15 protein-coding genes and 1 pseudogene are annotated in these 15,881 nt (G+C 56.6%); 11 read left to right on the top strand and 5 right to left on the bottom strand.

Annotation, left to right across the window (positions count from 1 at the left end):
• Window positions 1–64: 64 nt before the first annotated feature.
• The 5 genes from RZS32_RS03480 to RZS32_RS03460 all read left to right on the top strand — a co-directional run bounded on the left by RZS32_RS03480 (window position 65) and on the right by RZS32_RS03460 (window position 3,099).
• The gene (locus tag RZS32_RS03480) at window positions 65–235 is read left to right on the top strand and encodes a hypothetical protein (protein WP_317055641.1); all 171 of its coding nucleotides are present in this window, start codon (window positions 65–67) and stop codon (window positions 233–235) included.
• Window positions 235–411, top strand: a complete 177-nt coding sequence (locus RZS32_RS03475) for a hemin uptake protein HemP (RefSeq protein ID WP_317055640.1) — start codon at window positions 235–237, stop codon at window positions 409–411. Before RZS32_RS03480 ends, RZS32_RS03475 begins: the two co-directional genes overlap by 1 nt.
• A gap of 33 nt (window positions 412–444) precedes the next feature.
• Complete coding sequence (locus RZS32_RS03470) at window positions 445–843, top strand: DUF6746 family protein (protein WP_317055639.1); 399 nt, start codon at window positions 445–447, stop codon at window positions 841–843.
• A 95-nt stretch (window positions 844–938) separates the two neighbouring features.
• A complete protein-coding gene (locus tag RZS32_RS03465) occupies window positions 939–2,603 on the top strand; it encodes an ABC transporter permease (RefSeq protein WP_317055638.1) in 1,665 nt (554 codons plus the stop codon).
• A 319-nt stretch (window positions 2,604–2,922) separates the two neighbouring features.
• A complete protein-coding gene (locus tag RZS32_RS03460; protein WP_317055637.1) occupies window positions 2,923–3,099 on the top strand; it encodes a hypothetical protein in 177 nt (58 codons plus the stop codon).
• 100 nt (window positions 3,100–3,199) lie between these two features.
• Here the strand turns inward: RZS32_RS03460 and RZS32_RS03455 are convergent, their stop codons facing one another.
• Complete coding sequence (locus RZS32_RS03455; RefSeq protein ID WP_317055636.1) at window positions 3,200–4,543, bottom strand: flavin-containing monooxygenase; 1,344 nt, start codon at window positions 4,541–4,543, stop codon at window positions 3,200–3,202.
• 123 nt (window positions 4,544–4,666) lie between these two features.
• On the opposite strand from RZS32_RS03455, the gene RZS32_RS03450 reads away from it, so the two are divergent.
• On the top strand, window positions 4,667–5,965 hold the full coding sequence (locus tag RZS32_RS03450; RefSeq protein WP_317057839.1) for an ABC transporter substrate-binding protein: 1,299 nt from the start codon (window positions 4,667–4,669) through the stop codon (window positions 5,963–5,965).
• A gap of 78 nt (window positions 5,966–6,043) precedes the next feature.
• On the opposite strand, the gene RZS32_RS03445 is transcribed toward RZS32_RS03450, so the two are convergent.
• On the bottom strand, window positions 6,044–7,180 hold the full coding sequence (locus RZS32_RS03445) for an aromatic ring-hydroxylating oxygenase subunit alpha (protein ID WP_317055635.1): 1,137 nt from the start codon (window positions 7,178–7,180) through the stop codon (window positions 6,044–6,046).
• Between the two features lie 105 nt (window positions 7,181–7,285).
• Between RZS32_RS03445 and betI the strand changes: the two genes are divergently transcribed.
• Window positions 7,286–7,885, top strand: coding sequence for a transcriptional regulator BetI (gene betI / locus RZS32_RS03440; protein WP_317055634.1), 600 nt, complete (start codon window positions 7,286–7,288; stop codon window positions 7,883–7,885).
• A gap of 278 nt (window positions 7,886–8,163) precedes the next feature.
• On the opposite strand, the gene RZS32_RS03435 is transcribed toward betI, so the two are convergent.
• Entirely contained in the window at window positions 8,164–8,892 is a 729-nt protein-coding gene (locus RZS32_RS03435) for a FadR/GntR family transcriptional regulator (protein ID WP_317055633.1), read from the bottom strand.
• A 155-nt stretch (window positions 8,893–9,047) separates the two neighbouring features.
• Between RZS32_RS03435 and RZS32_RS03430 the strand changes: the two genes are divergently transcribed.
• The 4 genes from RZS32_RS03430 (at window position 9,048) to nikE (ending at window position 13,155) form a co-directional block, all read left to right on the top strand.
• Window positions 9,048–9,530, top strand: coding sequence for a thioesterase family protein (locus RZS32_RS03430; protein ID WP_317055632.1), 483 nt, complete (start codon window positions 9,048–9,050; stop codon window positions 9,528–9,530).
• Window positions 9,531–9,670: 140 nt separating this feature from the next.
• Window positions 9,671–10,627 carry an ABC transporter permease gene (locus RZS32_RS03425; protein ID WP_317055631.1) on the top strand — a complete coding sequence of 319 codons (957 nt, stop codon included), beginning with the start codon at window positions 9,671–9,673 and terminating at the stop codon, window positions 10,625–10,627.
• Window positions 10,627–11,520, top strand: coding sequence for an ABC transporter permease (locus RZS32_RS03420; RefSeq protein ID WP_317055630.1), 894 nt, complete (start codon window positions 10,627–10,629; stop codon window positions 11,518–11,520). The genes RZS32_RS03425 and RZS32_RS03420 overlap by 1 nt, the downstream gene beginning before the upstream one ends.
• On the top strand, window positions 11,521–13,155 hold the full coding sequence (nikE, locus tag RZS32_RS03415) for an ABC transporter ATP-binding protein (RefSeq protein WP_317055629.1): 1,635 nt from the start codon (window positions 11,521–11,523) through the stop codon (window positions 13,153–13,155).
• A 172-nt stretch (window positions 13,156–13,327) separates the two neighbouring features.
• Here the strand turns inward: nikE and RZS32_RS03410 are convergent, their stop codons facing one another.
• Together RZS32_RS03410 and gatB are read right to left on the bottom strand one after the other, a co-directional pair.
• Window positions 13,328–14,371, bottom strand: a complete 1,044-nt coding sequence (locus RZS32_RS03410; protein ID WP_317055628.1) for a hypothetical protein — start codon at window positions 14,369–14,371, stop codon at window positions 13,328–13,330.
• A 1-nt stretch (window position 14,372) separates the two neighbouring features.
• Window positions 14,373–15,878, bottom strand: a pseudogene (gene gatB / locus RZS32_RS03405) (Asp-tRNA(Asn)/Glu-tRNA(Gln) amidotransferase subunit GatB); the annotation flags it as partial.
• Between the last annotated feature and the right edge of the window lie 3 nt (window positions 15,879–15,881).

The following is a 15,881-nucleotide window of genomic DNA, read 5'->3' as shown; positions in this document are numbered from 1 at the left end:
ATAAAAGCAAGCTAGCCCACACGCGGTCAGCCAGCACCTTAATCGCAACCATTGGAGCGACAAGATGACTGTTTCGACTGACTTCAAGGACCGCATAATTCCGCACCCCGTCCCTCTGCACACGCCCGCACCCGGCCCACGCCGCGTAACACTTTTGCACGCAGCGCTTTCAAGTGGCTTGTGTCTTGATGTGATGATCGAGCGTATGCTCGACCGCAATGAGGAGAGGCTCTGATGCTACATCCTCCCAGAACAGAGTTTGCCCCGCCTCAGCCCGCACATTCCGAACCTGATGTTCTACACGATGCGCGCGACCTGACCCAAGGTGGGCCGACTGCGCAAATCACGCTGGATGACAAGGATTATACCCTGCGCATCACCCGCGCAGGCAAGCTCATCCTGACCAAGTAAACTCTTCCCAAATACCTCAGAAAGACCAAACACATGATGCCCCTTGTCCAAAACCGGAGCCTGCTCTGCATAAGCCTCGCGACCGCAATCCTCGTTGGCGCGGCCTTTGCTGACGAAACGCCGAGCCACTATGCGGCGGAACCATCAGAAACATTGGAGCAAGCGGTGAAAAATTTTATTACCTACAATGCCCTGGTCGAAGAGGTGCTCGCGCGTGACCCACTGACGGCGGAAGACATGGAAAAGGTGCATGAGCTGACCTACACCCTGGAAGAGGCGCTCGCTCGCATAAATGCCGAATTGGCCGACCTTCCGGACACCTTGGAAGTACTGCACAAGGCCTCCGAAGGTGACGACCCAACGGTCATGCGAGACGCAGCCGTTGTGTATCTGTCCACTGCAAATGCCTTCCAAGGCACGCAAGAGCGCTAAACACAAACGTTTTTGTCAGGTTTTTCTGGCAAGTTGCGCCGCAATGTGGCAGCCATGGCCACTGGAAGGGTTAAAACCACCCAGAGGCGCAATTGATGTCCGAAAAAACGCTGCACCGCCTGGCCTGGCTTGTGGTCGCGATTTGCGTCGCGCCTATCCTGGCGGCTGCACTTTCGGCGCTGACAGGCGACCTCAGCGTCTGGCGAGAGGTGCTGGCCCCCGTGCTGCCGCGCTACGCGGCCACCACACTCTTTTTGGTCATCACGGTTGGACTATCGACTGCGATCATCGGCTCTGTCACCGCCTGGCTTGTGACGGTTTACCGCTTTCCCGGTCAGCGTTGGCTGGAGATCGCTCTCGCTCTGCCGCTGGCCTTCCCGGCCTATGTGATGGCCTATGCCTACACGCACATGCTGGACCACCCCGGCCCGGTGCAGACGCTCCTGCGCGGCCTGACGGGATGGGGCCCGCGCGATTATTGGTTCCCTGAAATCCGAAGCCTTGGGGGCGCGGCGGTCATGCTGACCATCGTGCTCTACCCGTATGTCTACCTTTTGGCGCGTGCTTCGTTTCGCCAGCAATCCTCAAACGCCTTTCTGGTCGCCCGCACACTGGGCCGTTCACCTATCCGCGCCTTTTACCGCGTAGCCCTGCCCATGGCGCGCCCGGCGATTGCAGGCGGCGCATTACTCGCGGTAATGGAAACCATCGCCGACTACGGCACCGTGGCATTTTTCAACGTCCAGACCTTTGCCACCGGCATCTACCAGGCGTGGTTCAGCCTCGGCAATCGCGCAGCCGCCGCACAGCTTGCCCTCTGCCTGCTCTGCTTTGCGCTTCTTATCGCGGGGCTGGAGCGCGCCCAACGCGGCAAAGCCCAAACCGCGGGGCGCGGGGCGCGGTTCGAGACAATGGAGAAACCTCACCTGACCGGTGCACCGGGCTGGATCGCCTTCGCGATTTGCTTCTTGCCTGTGTTGCTGGGCTTTATCATCCCGGTCATCATGCTGGGCAGCATGGCCATCGGCTCAGGGCAGAACCTGTTTTCCAGCCGCTACCTGGATTTCATGCAAAACTCGCTTCTGGTGGCCAGCGTGGCAGCGGTGCTCACCGTGGCCGGGGCCATCCTCGTCGGCTTCCGCGCCCGCACACGGCCGACACGTGGCTCCAAGCTCATCGTCATCGGGGCAGGGCTGGGTTATGCCGTGCCCGGTGGCGTGATTGCCGTTGGCCTGATGGTGCCTATGGCGGGGCTCGACAATGTCATCGACCGTTTCATGGAAGGCAATTTCGGCATCGACACCGGCTTGCTGATCACCGGATCGATCTGGCTCATGGTGCTGGCTTACATGGTGCGCTTTATGGCCGCTGCGCTCAACGCCTATGACAGCGGCATGGCCACAGTACCGGGTCATTTCGATGCCATCGGTCGGTCATTGGGGCAATCCGGGCCACGGTTGCTCTGGCGTGTGCACCTGCCTGTCGCGCGCAGCTCGGTGCTCACTGCACTCCTCATCGTCTTTGTCGACGTGATGAAGGAGCTCCCCGCCACGCTCATCCTGCACCCGTTCAACTTTCAGACCTTGGCCGTCCAGGCCCACCGCCTTGCGTCAGATGAACGCCTCTCCCAAGCAGCTGTACCATCCCTCGTGCTGGTGGCGTTTGGCCTGCTGCCCGTGATGATCCTCTGCCGCTCCATCGGCCGCGAAGAACCGGGCCGCAAAGCCGCCAAACTTGGCGCGGCAGTGAAGGCGGGGTAAGGGCACACGTTCATCTCATCAACGCACTGCTATGTCTAAATGACCGGTTTGAGCCCGTGTTGCACGTTAATCAGCAGAGGCGCGCGATCGCCAGACCGCGGGATGGCGACCCTTTACAAATTCTGAACACTTTATGTCAGCCAAGTCTGCATGTCCTTGGATCGGCGCGCTTGCGTGAGCCAATCGCCAGCCCGATGGGGCGGTCTGGCGATCGCGCGGCGGGCCTGCGGCCCTTGATTCCGCGCGAGGGTGTTCAACGGCAGCTTTGTCCGCAAAGCCGTCGTTGCTTGGGGTGCGGGGACGATGTAGGGTCCAACCCATGAAATATGTTCCCAGAAAAAACACGGATGATGCGCTTATTCGGGAGTTCATGAACAAGGGCGGCAAGGTCAGCGTTGGAAAAACCAAACCGCTTCCAAGCGAGCTTGGCTTAAGCAAAAACGTTTGGAACAATAAACTGACGAAAGAAGAGAAGGCCGCGCGAGACAAGAAGTGACCTTTCAAGGTCCGCTTTGTCCGCATTCCAGACCTACACCCCAACAAAAAACCGGCCACACCCCTCGGGTGCAGCCGGTCTCAAATTCATTCCGCCAAACTTACGTCTGCAGATAACTCTCCAGACTGTCATCCAGCGCGTCTTTCCATGGTGTGTGGTGCGCCGGGGCCTTTTTGCCGGTCATGGGCGAGGTATAGCCATGGTTGCGGAACTCCATGATGCCCTTCTTCTTGTGCTTCTTCCACTCAAAGAAGGCTTGATTGGCCGCGTCCACATCAAAGCTGGGATAATCCGTCTCGGCAATCAACTCACGCACATAATCCCCCTGATAGCGGATACAGGCGTAGTCATCCTCCAAAGCGTCTTCTGCCGCCTCACGCGCCACCGGATCGGCCTCCATCGTGGCCTGATCGGGCAAATCAATCTTGCCCATAATCTGGTCCCGCACCCACCAGGCCTGGGCGTCAAACATGTTGAACGTGTACCACTGGTCCTGCATGCCCAGGTAGAACATCTTGGGATTCTTGTTCCACACCACGCCTTTGTAGAGATCCGCCGCCGCCAGACGGTTGGCCGTCTTCAGGCGCAGATCATCGGGCAGGAAGGGGAAATGATGCTTGTAGCCGGTGCACAGGATGATCGCGTCAACATCCTTGCTGGACCCATCCTTGAAATGCGCCGTCTTGCCCTCGACCTTCACAAGCGCAGGCACTTCCTCCCAATTATCGGGCCAGTCGTAACCCATGGGCGCCGTACGATGGGCCACCGTCACCGACTTGCAGCCGTATTTCCAGCATTGTGATCCGATGTCCTCGGCCGAATAAGACGTGCCAAGGATCAAGATGTCCTTGTTCGTGAATTCACGTGCATCGCGGAAATCATGGGCATGCAGCACGCGGCCATTGAAGCTCTCAAACCCGGGGTAGTAGGGCACATTGGGCGACGAGAAATGCCCACTGGCCACCACCACATGATCAAACTCTTCGGCTGTCTCGGAATCGTTCACAGAATCCCGCGCTGTCACTGTGAACTTGCCCGAACCCTCATCATAGCGCACATCGCGAATGGTGTTGTTGAACCGGATCCAGTCGCGCACGCCGGCCTTTTTCACCCGGCCTTCGATATAGTCGAACAGAACCGCGCGCGGCGGGTAACTTGCGATCTCTTTGCCGAAATGCTCATCAAAAGTGTAGTCGGCAAACTCCAACCCCTCTTTGGGACCATTCGACCACAGATAGCGATACATCGAGCCATGGCACGGCTCACCATCCGCGCCGACGCCCGTGCGCCAGGTGTATTTCCACAGACCGCCCCAGTCGTCCTGCTTTTCGTAGCAAACTATGTCCGGAATATCCTCGCCGTTTTGTTTGGCGGACTGGAACGCCCTGAGCTGTGCCAGCCCGGATGGGCCTGCGCCGATCACGGCAACGCGTTTTTTGGCCATGTGGTCTTTCTCCCTGGATTGGATTGAACCAATATTTCACTTTGGTTCTTTTGGTTCCTTGAATTAAGCCAAAGACTGGACCAGTCTGTCAACAGATTCATTTCGCCAAACCGGAGACGCCCCATCGATACCTCCAGCTTCGCCCAAAGACTGGCCATCTCCGGCGCCATGCCACGTCTGTCGGTGGGCATGACCAATACGGTGGATATTGGGTTTCTGGCGCCCTTGTCCGGTCAGGCTGTATCTTGGGGTCTGCCCGGGCTACACGGATGCCGCATCTGGGAAAACTGGCTGAACCGGGCGGGCGGCGTGCTCATCAATGGGCGGCGGTATCCGATTGCCATTCATGCCCAAGACTGTGGCGATACCGAACAGACCGCGCGGGAAGGTGCGGCACAGCTTTTACAGACCCATGACATCAAGCTGATGATGATGTTAGGCGGGGATGCTTACGCAGCTGTGGCCGATGACTTGCACGCGCGTCGCATCCTGACCTCGACACTTCTGCCCTCCGATCTGTCTCCGGATTCGCCATACCTGATCGCGCCCTCCGAGGTGCACCCTGTCTATGTTGTGACGGGCGTCGAGTGGCTCACCCGTACCCGGCCAGAGCTGAAAACCGTGGCCCTCTGCGCCCAACAGGATGGCATGGGCCTGCCATCTCTCGCCACCTACCGCGCGGCCTTCAAGGCGGCGGGCATCGAGATTGTCAAAGAGGTGCAATACCCCGCCGAAGGTGCCTCCGCCGAGGATGTCGCGGGGCCCATGCTGGCGGCCAAGCCCGATATCCTTTGCTGGTGCACCAGCTATACGCCCATGGTGCATGCCCTGACAGAATATGCAGCCGCGCAGGGGTATGGCGGTCAAATCCTGTCCTGTACGTTGGATCACTACCAGAAACTGGTGGAGCGACTGGGGCGAGACTTCATGGAAGGTGTCACCTTCCAGTTCCCTGATTTTGACGACCCTGCACTCAGTGAAAAAGCGTTCTTCTTCAATCAGCCCAATGCCTTCTTTGAAGAATATAACAGCCGCTATCCTGACGGCTGGACCGCGGTGAGCTGGGAATACGCCGCCATCCTCGATATCTGGCATGCCGCAGTAGAGAAGGCCGACAGTGTCACGCCGTCCTCAGTATTGGCCGCAATGAAACAGTTGGGCCATGTCACCCACGCCTTTGGCCCAGCCGAATGGTGGGGCACAGATATGTTTGGCATCGACAATGCGTTGATAGGCGATTGGCCCGTGGTGCGCATTGAAAAGGGCCGCGCAAGAGTGGTCGAATTTGGCTCTGTGCCGGGTTGGCTCAGGCAGCACGAAGCGCTCTTGCGAGCCGAGATGCAGGATCTGGGCCAGATGTGGGACCAAAGGCTTGGCCGCGCCGAACACGGGCCTGAACTGGGCGCGCGGGTGATTGGATGAGGGGTGCGGCTTTGAGCAAGGGCCGGTTTGAGTCCGGAAGGGACATCAGGAAACGCACTTGCCAAGAGCCTGATACGCCTACTGATGCGACGTCAGCGCACCGTGGACCAGATTGTGAAAGTGATGTACGGCATGCTCGCTCTCTGCACTCCGTTCCGCGTCAATCATGTATCGCCCCTGATCAAAGCCGAATGACTTCAGGCCCTTCTGCACCGTGAGGTTCAACTCAATGTCTTCCGGCCCCAAACCGCCGTTCATCCAGTCCTTGCACGCAGAGGTGATCTTCGTTTCCGGGCGGTTTGGGGTGTAATATCCAAAGCGCACAAAGGTTTCTTCTGGCCCCGTCGGAATAATCAGAAAAGTCGATACAAGGTCAGTGTAGGGCACGAAGTACAAGCACGTGGCGGGAAAGAGCCACCAATTCATGTAGGTCTCTGTCTGGTAAGGCTCGTCACCAATCGGAACGCCAAACATCTTGTCGAGTCCCGGCTTTACTGGCCCTCCCAATGTCCACCAATTTCCCCGACAGATGGGTAAATCCTTCTCGAAATCGAGAAAGTCAGCCAGCTCTTTGTGGCAGGGGCCCGACAGCATTACGTGATAGGATTCAATGGCGTTGTCGACGATCACTTTCCAGTTCACGGGCACGACCATGTCTTCCTCACTGTCAAGCCGCATGTCTTTGATATCGGGACAAAGATCGAGAAAGTAAGCCTCCGCGCCTGGAAAGAGGTTCGTCATGGGCGCAGCGTCTTCATACAGATTAAAGTAAACAAACCCTGCAAAATACTCAACACGCACGGCTTTCAGTCCAAACTTTGACTTGTCAAAACCCTCCAATCGTTCGGTGCGTGGCGCACCACGAAGCTCTCCACCAAGACCGTATGTCCACGCATGATACGCACATACGAATGTCCTGACATGACCCCGGCGCTCGGTCACCAGTCTGTTGCCCCGGTGCTGGCATACATTGTGAAACGCACGAATTTCGCCATCTCTTCCGCGCACAATGATGACGCTTTGGTCGAAAATATCGACGACGACAAACTGGCCCGGCTCCTCAATTTCGTTCGGATGACAGGCAAAGTGCCAGGCCTTGTAGAAAATCGCGCGCTTCTCGGCATCGAAGATCGCCGGGTCAAAAAAGTATCGTGATGGAAGGGTTTGCGCCGCTTCAAGCTCGCGGTTTGGCCAATCGAAGATTTCCTGTGTCATCGGCTGATTCTCTGGAGTGATTGCATTCCAAATTTATTTTGTTTGAACGTTCGGTCAAGAAAAACTATTTTTGAACCGTAGTGTGAGAATGCGAATGGAGATCGCATGCCCAAGGTTGGAATGGAGCCGGTACGCCGCAGACAAATAATCGAGGCCGTCATGGATTGCATCCATTCGGAAGGCTTCGAAAACACAAGTCTCAAAGCCATAGCGCGTTATGCTGGCGTCGCGCCAAGTCATATTCTTTACTACTTCGGCGATAAGAATGCCGTTATTGCTGCTGTCTATCGCCACTTATACGTGAGGCTGGGCGCCGCCACACGTGTGCGATTGAAACAATCGAGCTCACCTCTGGATCGCCTCAACGCTGTTCTTGAGGCGCAAGTCAGCGCCGAAATGGTCACACCCCGGGTGGTCGCGACTTGGTTTGCCATAAGCGCACAGGCCATGAATACGCCAGCCCTGGCCCGGTTGGAGAAAATCAATACGAGACGCATGACCAGTAATATTGTGCACGACTTGCGCAGCTTGGGGTTCCGTAGAAATGACGCAAGAACGCTCTCATTGGAATATCTTGCCATGGTCTATGGTCTATGGACTCTGCTGGCCCACGGAACTGTTTCGAATGCTGATGACGCACGAAACATTCTCAGACGGTTTTTGGAAGCGAGGCTGAGCAGCCAAAAAATTGCACAGCCAAATTGAAGCCTCGGATCTGATGAGAATTGGTCAATACATCGCGAGACTTTAGGTCCGCTTTGTCCGCAAAGAAGACCCCAAGCGCTCTCAGAACAAATCTGTAAACCCTGAATTTCGCCAAGCACATCACGCGCCAAACTTTGACTACCAATCCTTGAACATTGAGAAACCCATCGTGCGCCCTGTTAACTGGGGTGCTTTACCGATCCCGCACCGACGCGATACCGACGTGATACCGATGTAATACCGACGCCCAAATTCCAGCAAAATAAGGGCGTTAACCTTTATCCGTCCTGCAAGAGTAGTTTTTGCTCTTCCACGAGGTGCAGTTTGATGAATTCCACTGCTTGCGCCACATCGCGAGAAGCGATGGCGTTATAAAGCGTGTTGTAGCGTTTTTGGTAGTCCTGCACGCGTTTGGGCGTGAGGCTTCGGCGGCGCAGCTCGGTGCGAAAGCTCTGGCGGTAGGTTTCGACCGCCAGCCTGTAGCACGACGCCAAAAGGGCGTTGCCCGTGCCCTCCGCGATCTGCACATAAAGCTTTTCTTCCAAGGCGATAAAGGCATCGAGATCGGTTGTGACCGCTTCGATCTGAGACAGCGTTTTGGCCATGTCCGACACCATGCGCGGTGTCATGTTCACCACGGCCAGCCGTACAATCTCGGGCTCCAGAATGCCCCGTACCACAAGGTGGTCGAGCGGGCTGGTTTCGCCTGCCACGCTGTCGGCGGTCATGGCGGCGCGGGGGCTGGACCTGTAGGTGACAAAGCTGCCAGATCCGGGCCGCCGCAGGATCACGTTCTGGCTCTCCAGCACATCCAGCGCTTCGCGCACTGTGTTGCGCGCCACACCCAACTCCGCCGCCAGAGTTCGCTCAGACGGAAGGCGCGTATCTCTTTGATATTCCTCAGACTTTATCCGCGCAAAAAGCGTATCCACCACGATCTGGACCGTGGCCCCGATCTGGCCTGGGATGACAATGCCGGGATCGTCGGATGTTACAGACGTGCTCATCTTTCACCGCGTCACTTTTGGTATAATTGGTATAAATTGGTATGGTGTCGGCGTAAAGCACTGGTTTTGCAGTGTTTCGTACCGGGCAGAATTCCTTGGCATCCAGTCGATGCAAAGGGGATGATGTTACTGACCTGACCAAAATGAGCCACACGATGCCTGATCCCAAACTTTTCATGTCCAACCTGCACGCCATTGAGGCCGACTGGATAGACTACAATAATCACCTCAACATGGGCTACAATACCGTCCTTTTTGATCGCGGTGCGGATGAGGCTTATGCGGTGCTGGGCTTCGGTCCTGACTACGCCGAGGAACGGGGGCTGACCACGTACACAGCCGAATTTCACATTCGCTACATGCGTGAGCTAAAACTTGGGGACAAAGTACGCATCGCCTTTCGTATCGTCGATCACGATGAAAAACGGTTCCACAGTTATCAGGAAATGTACCACGAAGATGGTTGGATGGCAGCGACAGGTGAATCCATGGTTTTGCATGTGGATATGTCAGGCCCAAAGGTGGCGCCCATGCCCGTAGACATCCTGAACAACGTGAAAGCCATGGCCCGCACCCAGTCTGACATGCCGCAGCCGGAGGCTGTTGGCGCGGCGATCAGCCTGCGCCGAATGCGTTGAACTTACGAAATTCTTTGTGAAAAATGTGACAAGTGTCTCGACGCATGGCATCGGCCCGGTCTAGGGTCGGCAAAATGGGAGAACGCCAATGTGTCCACCACTCAAGTTGAACTGGCACATGGCACGCGCGACGGGACCGGATGGTTAGTCTGATTCTGAAAAGGTTGAGCTTGGGTCTGGTCACGTTGTGGCTGGTCTCTGTCATCATTTTTGTCGGCATCGAAACTCTGCCGGGCGATGCCTGTACAGCCTATCTGGAGCGCGATGCACAGGGGCAGCTTCTGGACAACTGCCGGGCTGCTCTGGGCCTCGATAAACCCGCGATCACCCGCTACCTCGAGTGGGCTGCAGCCGCCGTGCAAGGCGATTTTGGTGTCTCAGTGGATGGCGAAACACACATTACGTCCGAGGTGGCGCTGCGTGTTAAAAACTCCATCCTGCTGGCGGCAGGTGCGCTGAGTGTTGGTGTTCCTCTTGCGATTTTCCTAGGTGTCGTCGCCGGACTGTGGCGTGACAGCTTTCCCGACTTGTTCGTATCCACTGCGGCGATCTTTGCCATGACCATCCCGGAGTTTGTCACGGCAACGATCCTTGTTCTGGTCTTCGCAATCTGGCTTGGCTGGTTGCCGGCGGTTGTTCTGACGCCTGCAGATGCCCCGGCCCTTGATTTCTTTCCGGAATTTGTTCCCGCCTCCATCGTGCTCACCTTTGTCATGGTGGCGCATATCATGCGCATGGTGCGGTCTTCGGTGATCGAAGTCATGGCCAGTGAATTTGTTCAGATGGCCCAACTCAAAGGCGTGCCATACTGGCGCATTGTCTTTCGTCACGCACTGCCCTCGGCCCTCTTGCCTGCGATCAACGTGGTTGCTCTCACCGTGGCATGGCTCTTGGGTGGGGTGGTCGTGGTTGAGGTCGTCTTCAACTATCCGGGCCTTGGCCGCATGATGATCGACGCTATTTCCGACCGAAATCTGCCGGTGATCCAGGCGATCACATTGCTCGTTGCAGCGACCTATGTGGTGATCAACCTGGTGGCTGATCTGCTGACAATCTTGCTCAACCCGCGGCAAAGGTCGCAATTGGGGCGGATGTGATGGCGCAGGTGGAACAGATAAGACAAGACCGACCCTCGCTTTTGCGACGCTGGATCAACATCTTGCGCGAAGCAGGCAGCAGACCGTCCGGCGCGATCGGTATCTTTCTGGTCACTTTGCATGTCGTGGTGGCTATCCTTAGCCCTTGGATTGTGCCGCATGACGCCATCACAATGGGGTCAGATGAAATACTCGCCCCGCCCACCTCCAATCATTGGCTGGGCACCGATGCGTTGGGCAGAGATGTGTTCAGCCGCGTTTTGCAAGGCGGGCGGCAGGCGCTGATTGTCTGTGGTATTGCCACACCGCTGGCGATGCTTTGGGGTGGGCTTCTGGGGATTTACCTCGGTCTGCGGGGCGGTTGGATCGATGAGGTCGCAATGCGGCTGGTTGATGCGGTCCTGTCATTGCCGGGTATACTGCCGCTCATGGTCGTGGTGGTGATGTTCGATGGGGGAAACCTCGTGCTGATCCTGACGCTCGGCTTCCTTTTCGGCATCCCCGTCATCCGCGTGGTGCGCGCCGCAACACATGGCGTTGTCGCCCGTGATTTTATTGTTGCCGCCCGCGCCCGCGGCCACAAACGCGGTAACATCATGTGGCGAGAGCTTCTTCCCAACGTGTTCGATGTGGTCATGGTCGAAGGGGCCATGCGACTGAGCTGGATGCTGCTGAGCTTTTCCGCACTTTCCTTTTTGGGCTACGGTGTGGCTCCGCCCACACCCGACTGGGGCCAGGAAGTCTCTGAGGCGCGGGTCTACATGTCTTTGGCCCCCTGGGGCGTTCTGGGCCCGATGTTCGCGCTCAGCTCTCTCATCATCGGTGTGAATCTGACAGCAGATGCACTGGCCAAAACACTGGGCCTCGATCGTTCACAACGGGCGGTGGTGTAGATGGCCGACGACGGGATTATCGAGGTGAAAAACCTCTCGGTGGGGTTCACGACGCGCGCGGGGGAGACGTTCAATGTCCTGAAGAATGTCGATCTGACTGTGTGCCGAGGCGAAACCATGGGCATCGTTGGTGAAAGCGGCTCAGGCAAAAGCACCCTTGCGCTGGCCACGATGGGCTTCCTGAAACCCGGCCTTCGCAAAACCGGAGGAGATGCGCGGTTTGCTGGTGAAGACATGTTTGCCATGTCCTCATCAAGGCTTGAAGACATTCGCGGTGGCGAGCTTGGTCTTATCCCGCAAAACTCCGGTCAGGCCCTCACGCCAACCATGCGCATCGGCGCGCAGCTTTGCGAGTCGCTCGCTCTGCATTGCAACATCGAAAAACATGCCTGTGCGCCACGCGCCGAAGACCTCTTGAGCCAGGTCCGTCTGCGCGATGTCAAATCCATCATGGGCCGCTTTCCTCATGAGCTGTCGGGTGGGCAACAGCAGCGCGTAGCGATTGCCATGGCTCTGGCCGGCGAACCCGAGGCGTTGGTGCTAGATGAGCCGACCACAGGTCTTGATGTGACCACACAGATTCACATTCTGGACCTGCTGCGAGATTTGGCGGCAGAGCGCAATATGGCGATGGTCATGGTGAGTCATGATCTCGGGGTGATCGGGCGATGCTGCCAGAAAGTGACAGTCATGCTGTCCGGCGAAGTGGTGCAGAGCGCGCCCGCGCAACAGGTTTTGTGCCAGCCAGAACACCCGTATTCAAGAAAACTGCTGGATGCCACACCGCGGATCAAGCCGGTGGCGAAGATGCCTGCGCCTGTCTGTGACGGCGAAAAAGAGGTGTTACGCCTGCAAGATCTTGCGCTGAGCTATCGTCAGCCTGGCTTTTGGGAACGCAGCTTTGGCAAAACCGATCTGCCGCTGACTGTGGATGGCGTTAACGTATCGCTGAAGCAAGGGGAAACCCTGGGTCTTGTCGGTGAATCCGGCAGCGGGAAATCCACCATTCTCAAGGCCATTGCTGGGATGCTGCCGCCTCAAAACGGGTCGATTACCCTGGCCGAAGGTGCTGCCTTGCCCGAGCGGATTGATCAGCGCAGCCCAACCGAGCTGCGCCGCATCCAGCTGATTTTCCAGAATGCCGACCAGGCCCTCAACCCACGCCACACAGCGCTGCAAATCCTCACACAACCTCTGCAGCTCTACTTTGGCATGAAGGGCAATGACCTGCGCGACCGGGCAGTAGAGCTTCTGGACCGCATGCGGCTCAGTGCGGACTATCTGGATCGGTTTCCCGGCCAAATGTCAGGCGGCGAAAAACAGCGCCTCGCCATTGCCCGCGCCTTTGCCGCCGAGCCGGAGATTGTGCTGTGTGATGAGGTGACATCAGCGCTGGATGTGTCTGTGCAAGCCTCGGTGATGGAGCTTCTGCAGGACCTCAAACGCGAGAAGAAAACCACGTACGTCTTTGTCAGCCATGACCTTGCCGTGGTACAGGAACTGGCCGATCATATCGTCGTGCTCAAACAGGGCAGGGTCTGTGAACAGGGCACGGCCAAGGCCATCTACGGCAACCCGCAGGACGACTATACGAAGAAGTTGTTTGAAGCAGTGCTGGAACCGGAGCCGGGGTAGGGAAAGCCGGGGAGTGCCCGACTACGGGCGGGCGCCGCAACAATATTTTATGCTGCTTTATTGCAGGTTCACATCAAACCGGTGTTTTCTTATGCAATGTTGCAAGAGCCCTCACCCATCGGAGCGGTTGGGCGCTGCCCGGCGGCGCACCTTTGTTTCGGGCGAAAAGCATCTATCCTTTGCCGATATGTTCCAGCGTGTGACAGGCAAGGGCGCTTTTGAAATCGCAGGCGCGGGCAAACCAGCTTGTGGCTTTGTTTAGCATAGCCGCATCCTTGTCTTCACCTAGATCCCAGATATGCAATGCTAAATTTGCTAACGATTCACAACTTTTTGCGTGATCCAGTTCACATCCTTTGGACCAGAAAGATGCTGATTGTGCATCCAAAGACAGCGCTTCGTTGTTGAGTGCTCTGACGTCGTTTACGAAATAAGTTTGTCCAGCCAAACCGCACAGGCGACCCGATCCATTTTCGCAAGCGGTTGTCAAAATATCCAATGGGATAAATGCACTTCGATCCATCGGACCCAAGAGGTCTTCCAGCGTGGAAACAACCATTTCGCAAACCGTTGTATCTGGTCGTATGCATTCTTGTCGTAAAGTGTCGAGTGGTTGCGAAACGGCGGACTTATTACCCAAAAGAAATTGGGTCATCGCCATCGTCACGCAGACATCTCCACCGCCAGCCGTACATTGTGCTTCCAAATCAGAAAGCACGCCGCGGGCCGCGGCCTCTGATTTGTTGCTCCAAGACTTGCGTTCGGCGTCCAAGACTTCTTCTGTTGTCTCTGGCAGAGCACCAACATCACGTAGATGCCATGATTTGATTGACCGCATGTCACAAGAAAATGCATTCCCGTCTTCGCATTGCAGTTCAAGCTCTGCCTGGGCTAGCAATCCAAGTTTGGTCTTTTCCTGCTGTGTTATCTGTTCGAAGTCGCGTGGAATGGATAGAAGTTCCTCACACGAAAGATGCCGTCCGGTTTTGCAGGCTTCAATCGTTCCTTCTATTCCTTTCTGTAGCAGAGCCTCAGCCCGTTTTTTGTCCTCTGGAAATGGCCAGTGACCATTTTCATAATTCCAAGCAAGGTGTAGGCATTCATCGTATTTCGAAGGATCACAACTGTTGGGATACCCCTCCTGCGCAGAAGCCCATGGAGATAGGCACAGCGCTGTCAGGGCAACTAGAACCCGAAAAAGCCGCAAATCGCTCACCCCCCAGCTTCTTGCTCACAATCTCGTTCACCGCCTTGGGGTTGGCCTTGCCGCCTGTGGCTTTCATCACCTGACCCACGAACCAGCCGGCTAGCTTGGGGTTCTCCTTGGCTTTTTCGACCTGCGCGGGATTGTCGGCGATGATCTGGTCCACCGCGGCCTCAATCGCGCCGGTGTCCGTGACCTGTTTCATGCCACGCTCTTCGACGATCTTCGCGGGATCACCACCTTCGGTATAAACGATCTCGAAAAGATCCTTGGCGATTTTGCCGGAGATGGCGTCTGAGGCGATGAGATCTACAATACCACCCAGTTGCGCAGGATTCACAGGGCTTTCGGCGATCTCGGCATCGTCTTTCTTAAGGCGTCCGAAAAGTTCGTTGATGACCCAGTTGGCCACGAGCTTACCATCGCGCCCCTGCGCGGCCTCTTCAAAATAGGCGGCATCCTGAACATCGGCGGTCAGAACGCTGGCGTCATATTCTGACAGACCAAAATCGCCTACAAACCGCGCCTTCTTCTCATCTGGCAGTTCCGGCAAAGAAGATGCAATCGCATCAACCCAGTCTTGTTCGATCTCCAAAGGCAGCAGATCAGGATCGGGGAAATACCGGTAATCATGCGCCTCTTCCTTGGAGCGCATAGAGCGGGTCTCGTTCTTGTCCGGGTCATAAAGCCGGGTTTCCTGCTCGACCTCACCGCCGGCCTCAACAATTTTGATCTGCCGCTCGGCCTCGACCATGATGGCTTGCTGAATGAACCGCATGGAGTTCATGTTCTTGATCTCGCAGCGCGTGCCAAGATGGGAGAAATCCTGTGTTTCCATATATTTCTCATATGCACCAGGCTGGCAGATGGAGACGTTCACATCGGCACGCAGGTTGCCGTTTTGCATGTTGCCATCACAGGTGCCCAGGTAGCGCAGGATCTGGCGCAGCTTACCGACATAGGCCGCGGCTTCTTCGGGCCCGCGAATGTCAGGGCGGCTGACAATCTCCATGAGACAAACGCCCGTGCGGTTCAGATCCACAAAGGACATCGCTGGGTCCATGTCATGAATGGATTTGCCTGCGTCTTGCTCCATGTGAATGCGTTCGACCCGCACAAGCCGCGCGACACCTGGCTCCATATCCACCAGAATTTCGCCTTCACCAACGATAGGATGATAAAGTTGAGAAATCTGGTAGCCCTGCGGTAAGTCAGGATAGAAATAGTTCTTTCGGTCAAACGCCGACTTCAGGTTGATCTCAGCCTTCAGCCCCAGCCCGGTGCGCACCGCTTGTTCGACGCAAAATTCATTGATCACCGGCAACATGCCCGGCATGGCGGCGTCCACGAACGCGACATTTGAGTTTGGTTCGGCCCCAAAGGTGGTTGAGGCCCCAGAGAAGAGCTTGGCCTGTGACGCCACCTGTGCGTGCACCTCCATACCAATGACCAGTTCCCAATCCTGCTTGGCCCCGGCAATCACCTTGGGTTTCGGGGTCTCATAGGTCAGATCCAACATCGG

It is taken from the genome of Roseovarius sp. W115 (assembly GCF_032842945.2).
Classification (GTDB): domain Bacteria; phylum Pseudomonadota; class Alphaproteobacteria; order Rhodobacterales; family Rhodobacteraceae; genus Roseovarius; species Roseovarius rhodophyticola.
Note: the sequence above shows the minus strand (reverse complement) of the source record. Positions and strands in the feature narration are given on the sequence as shown.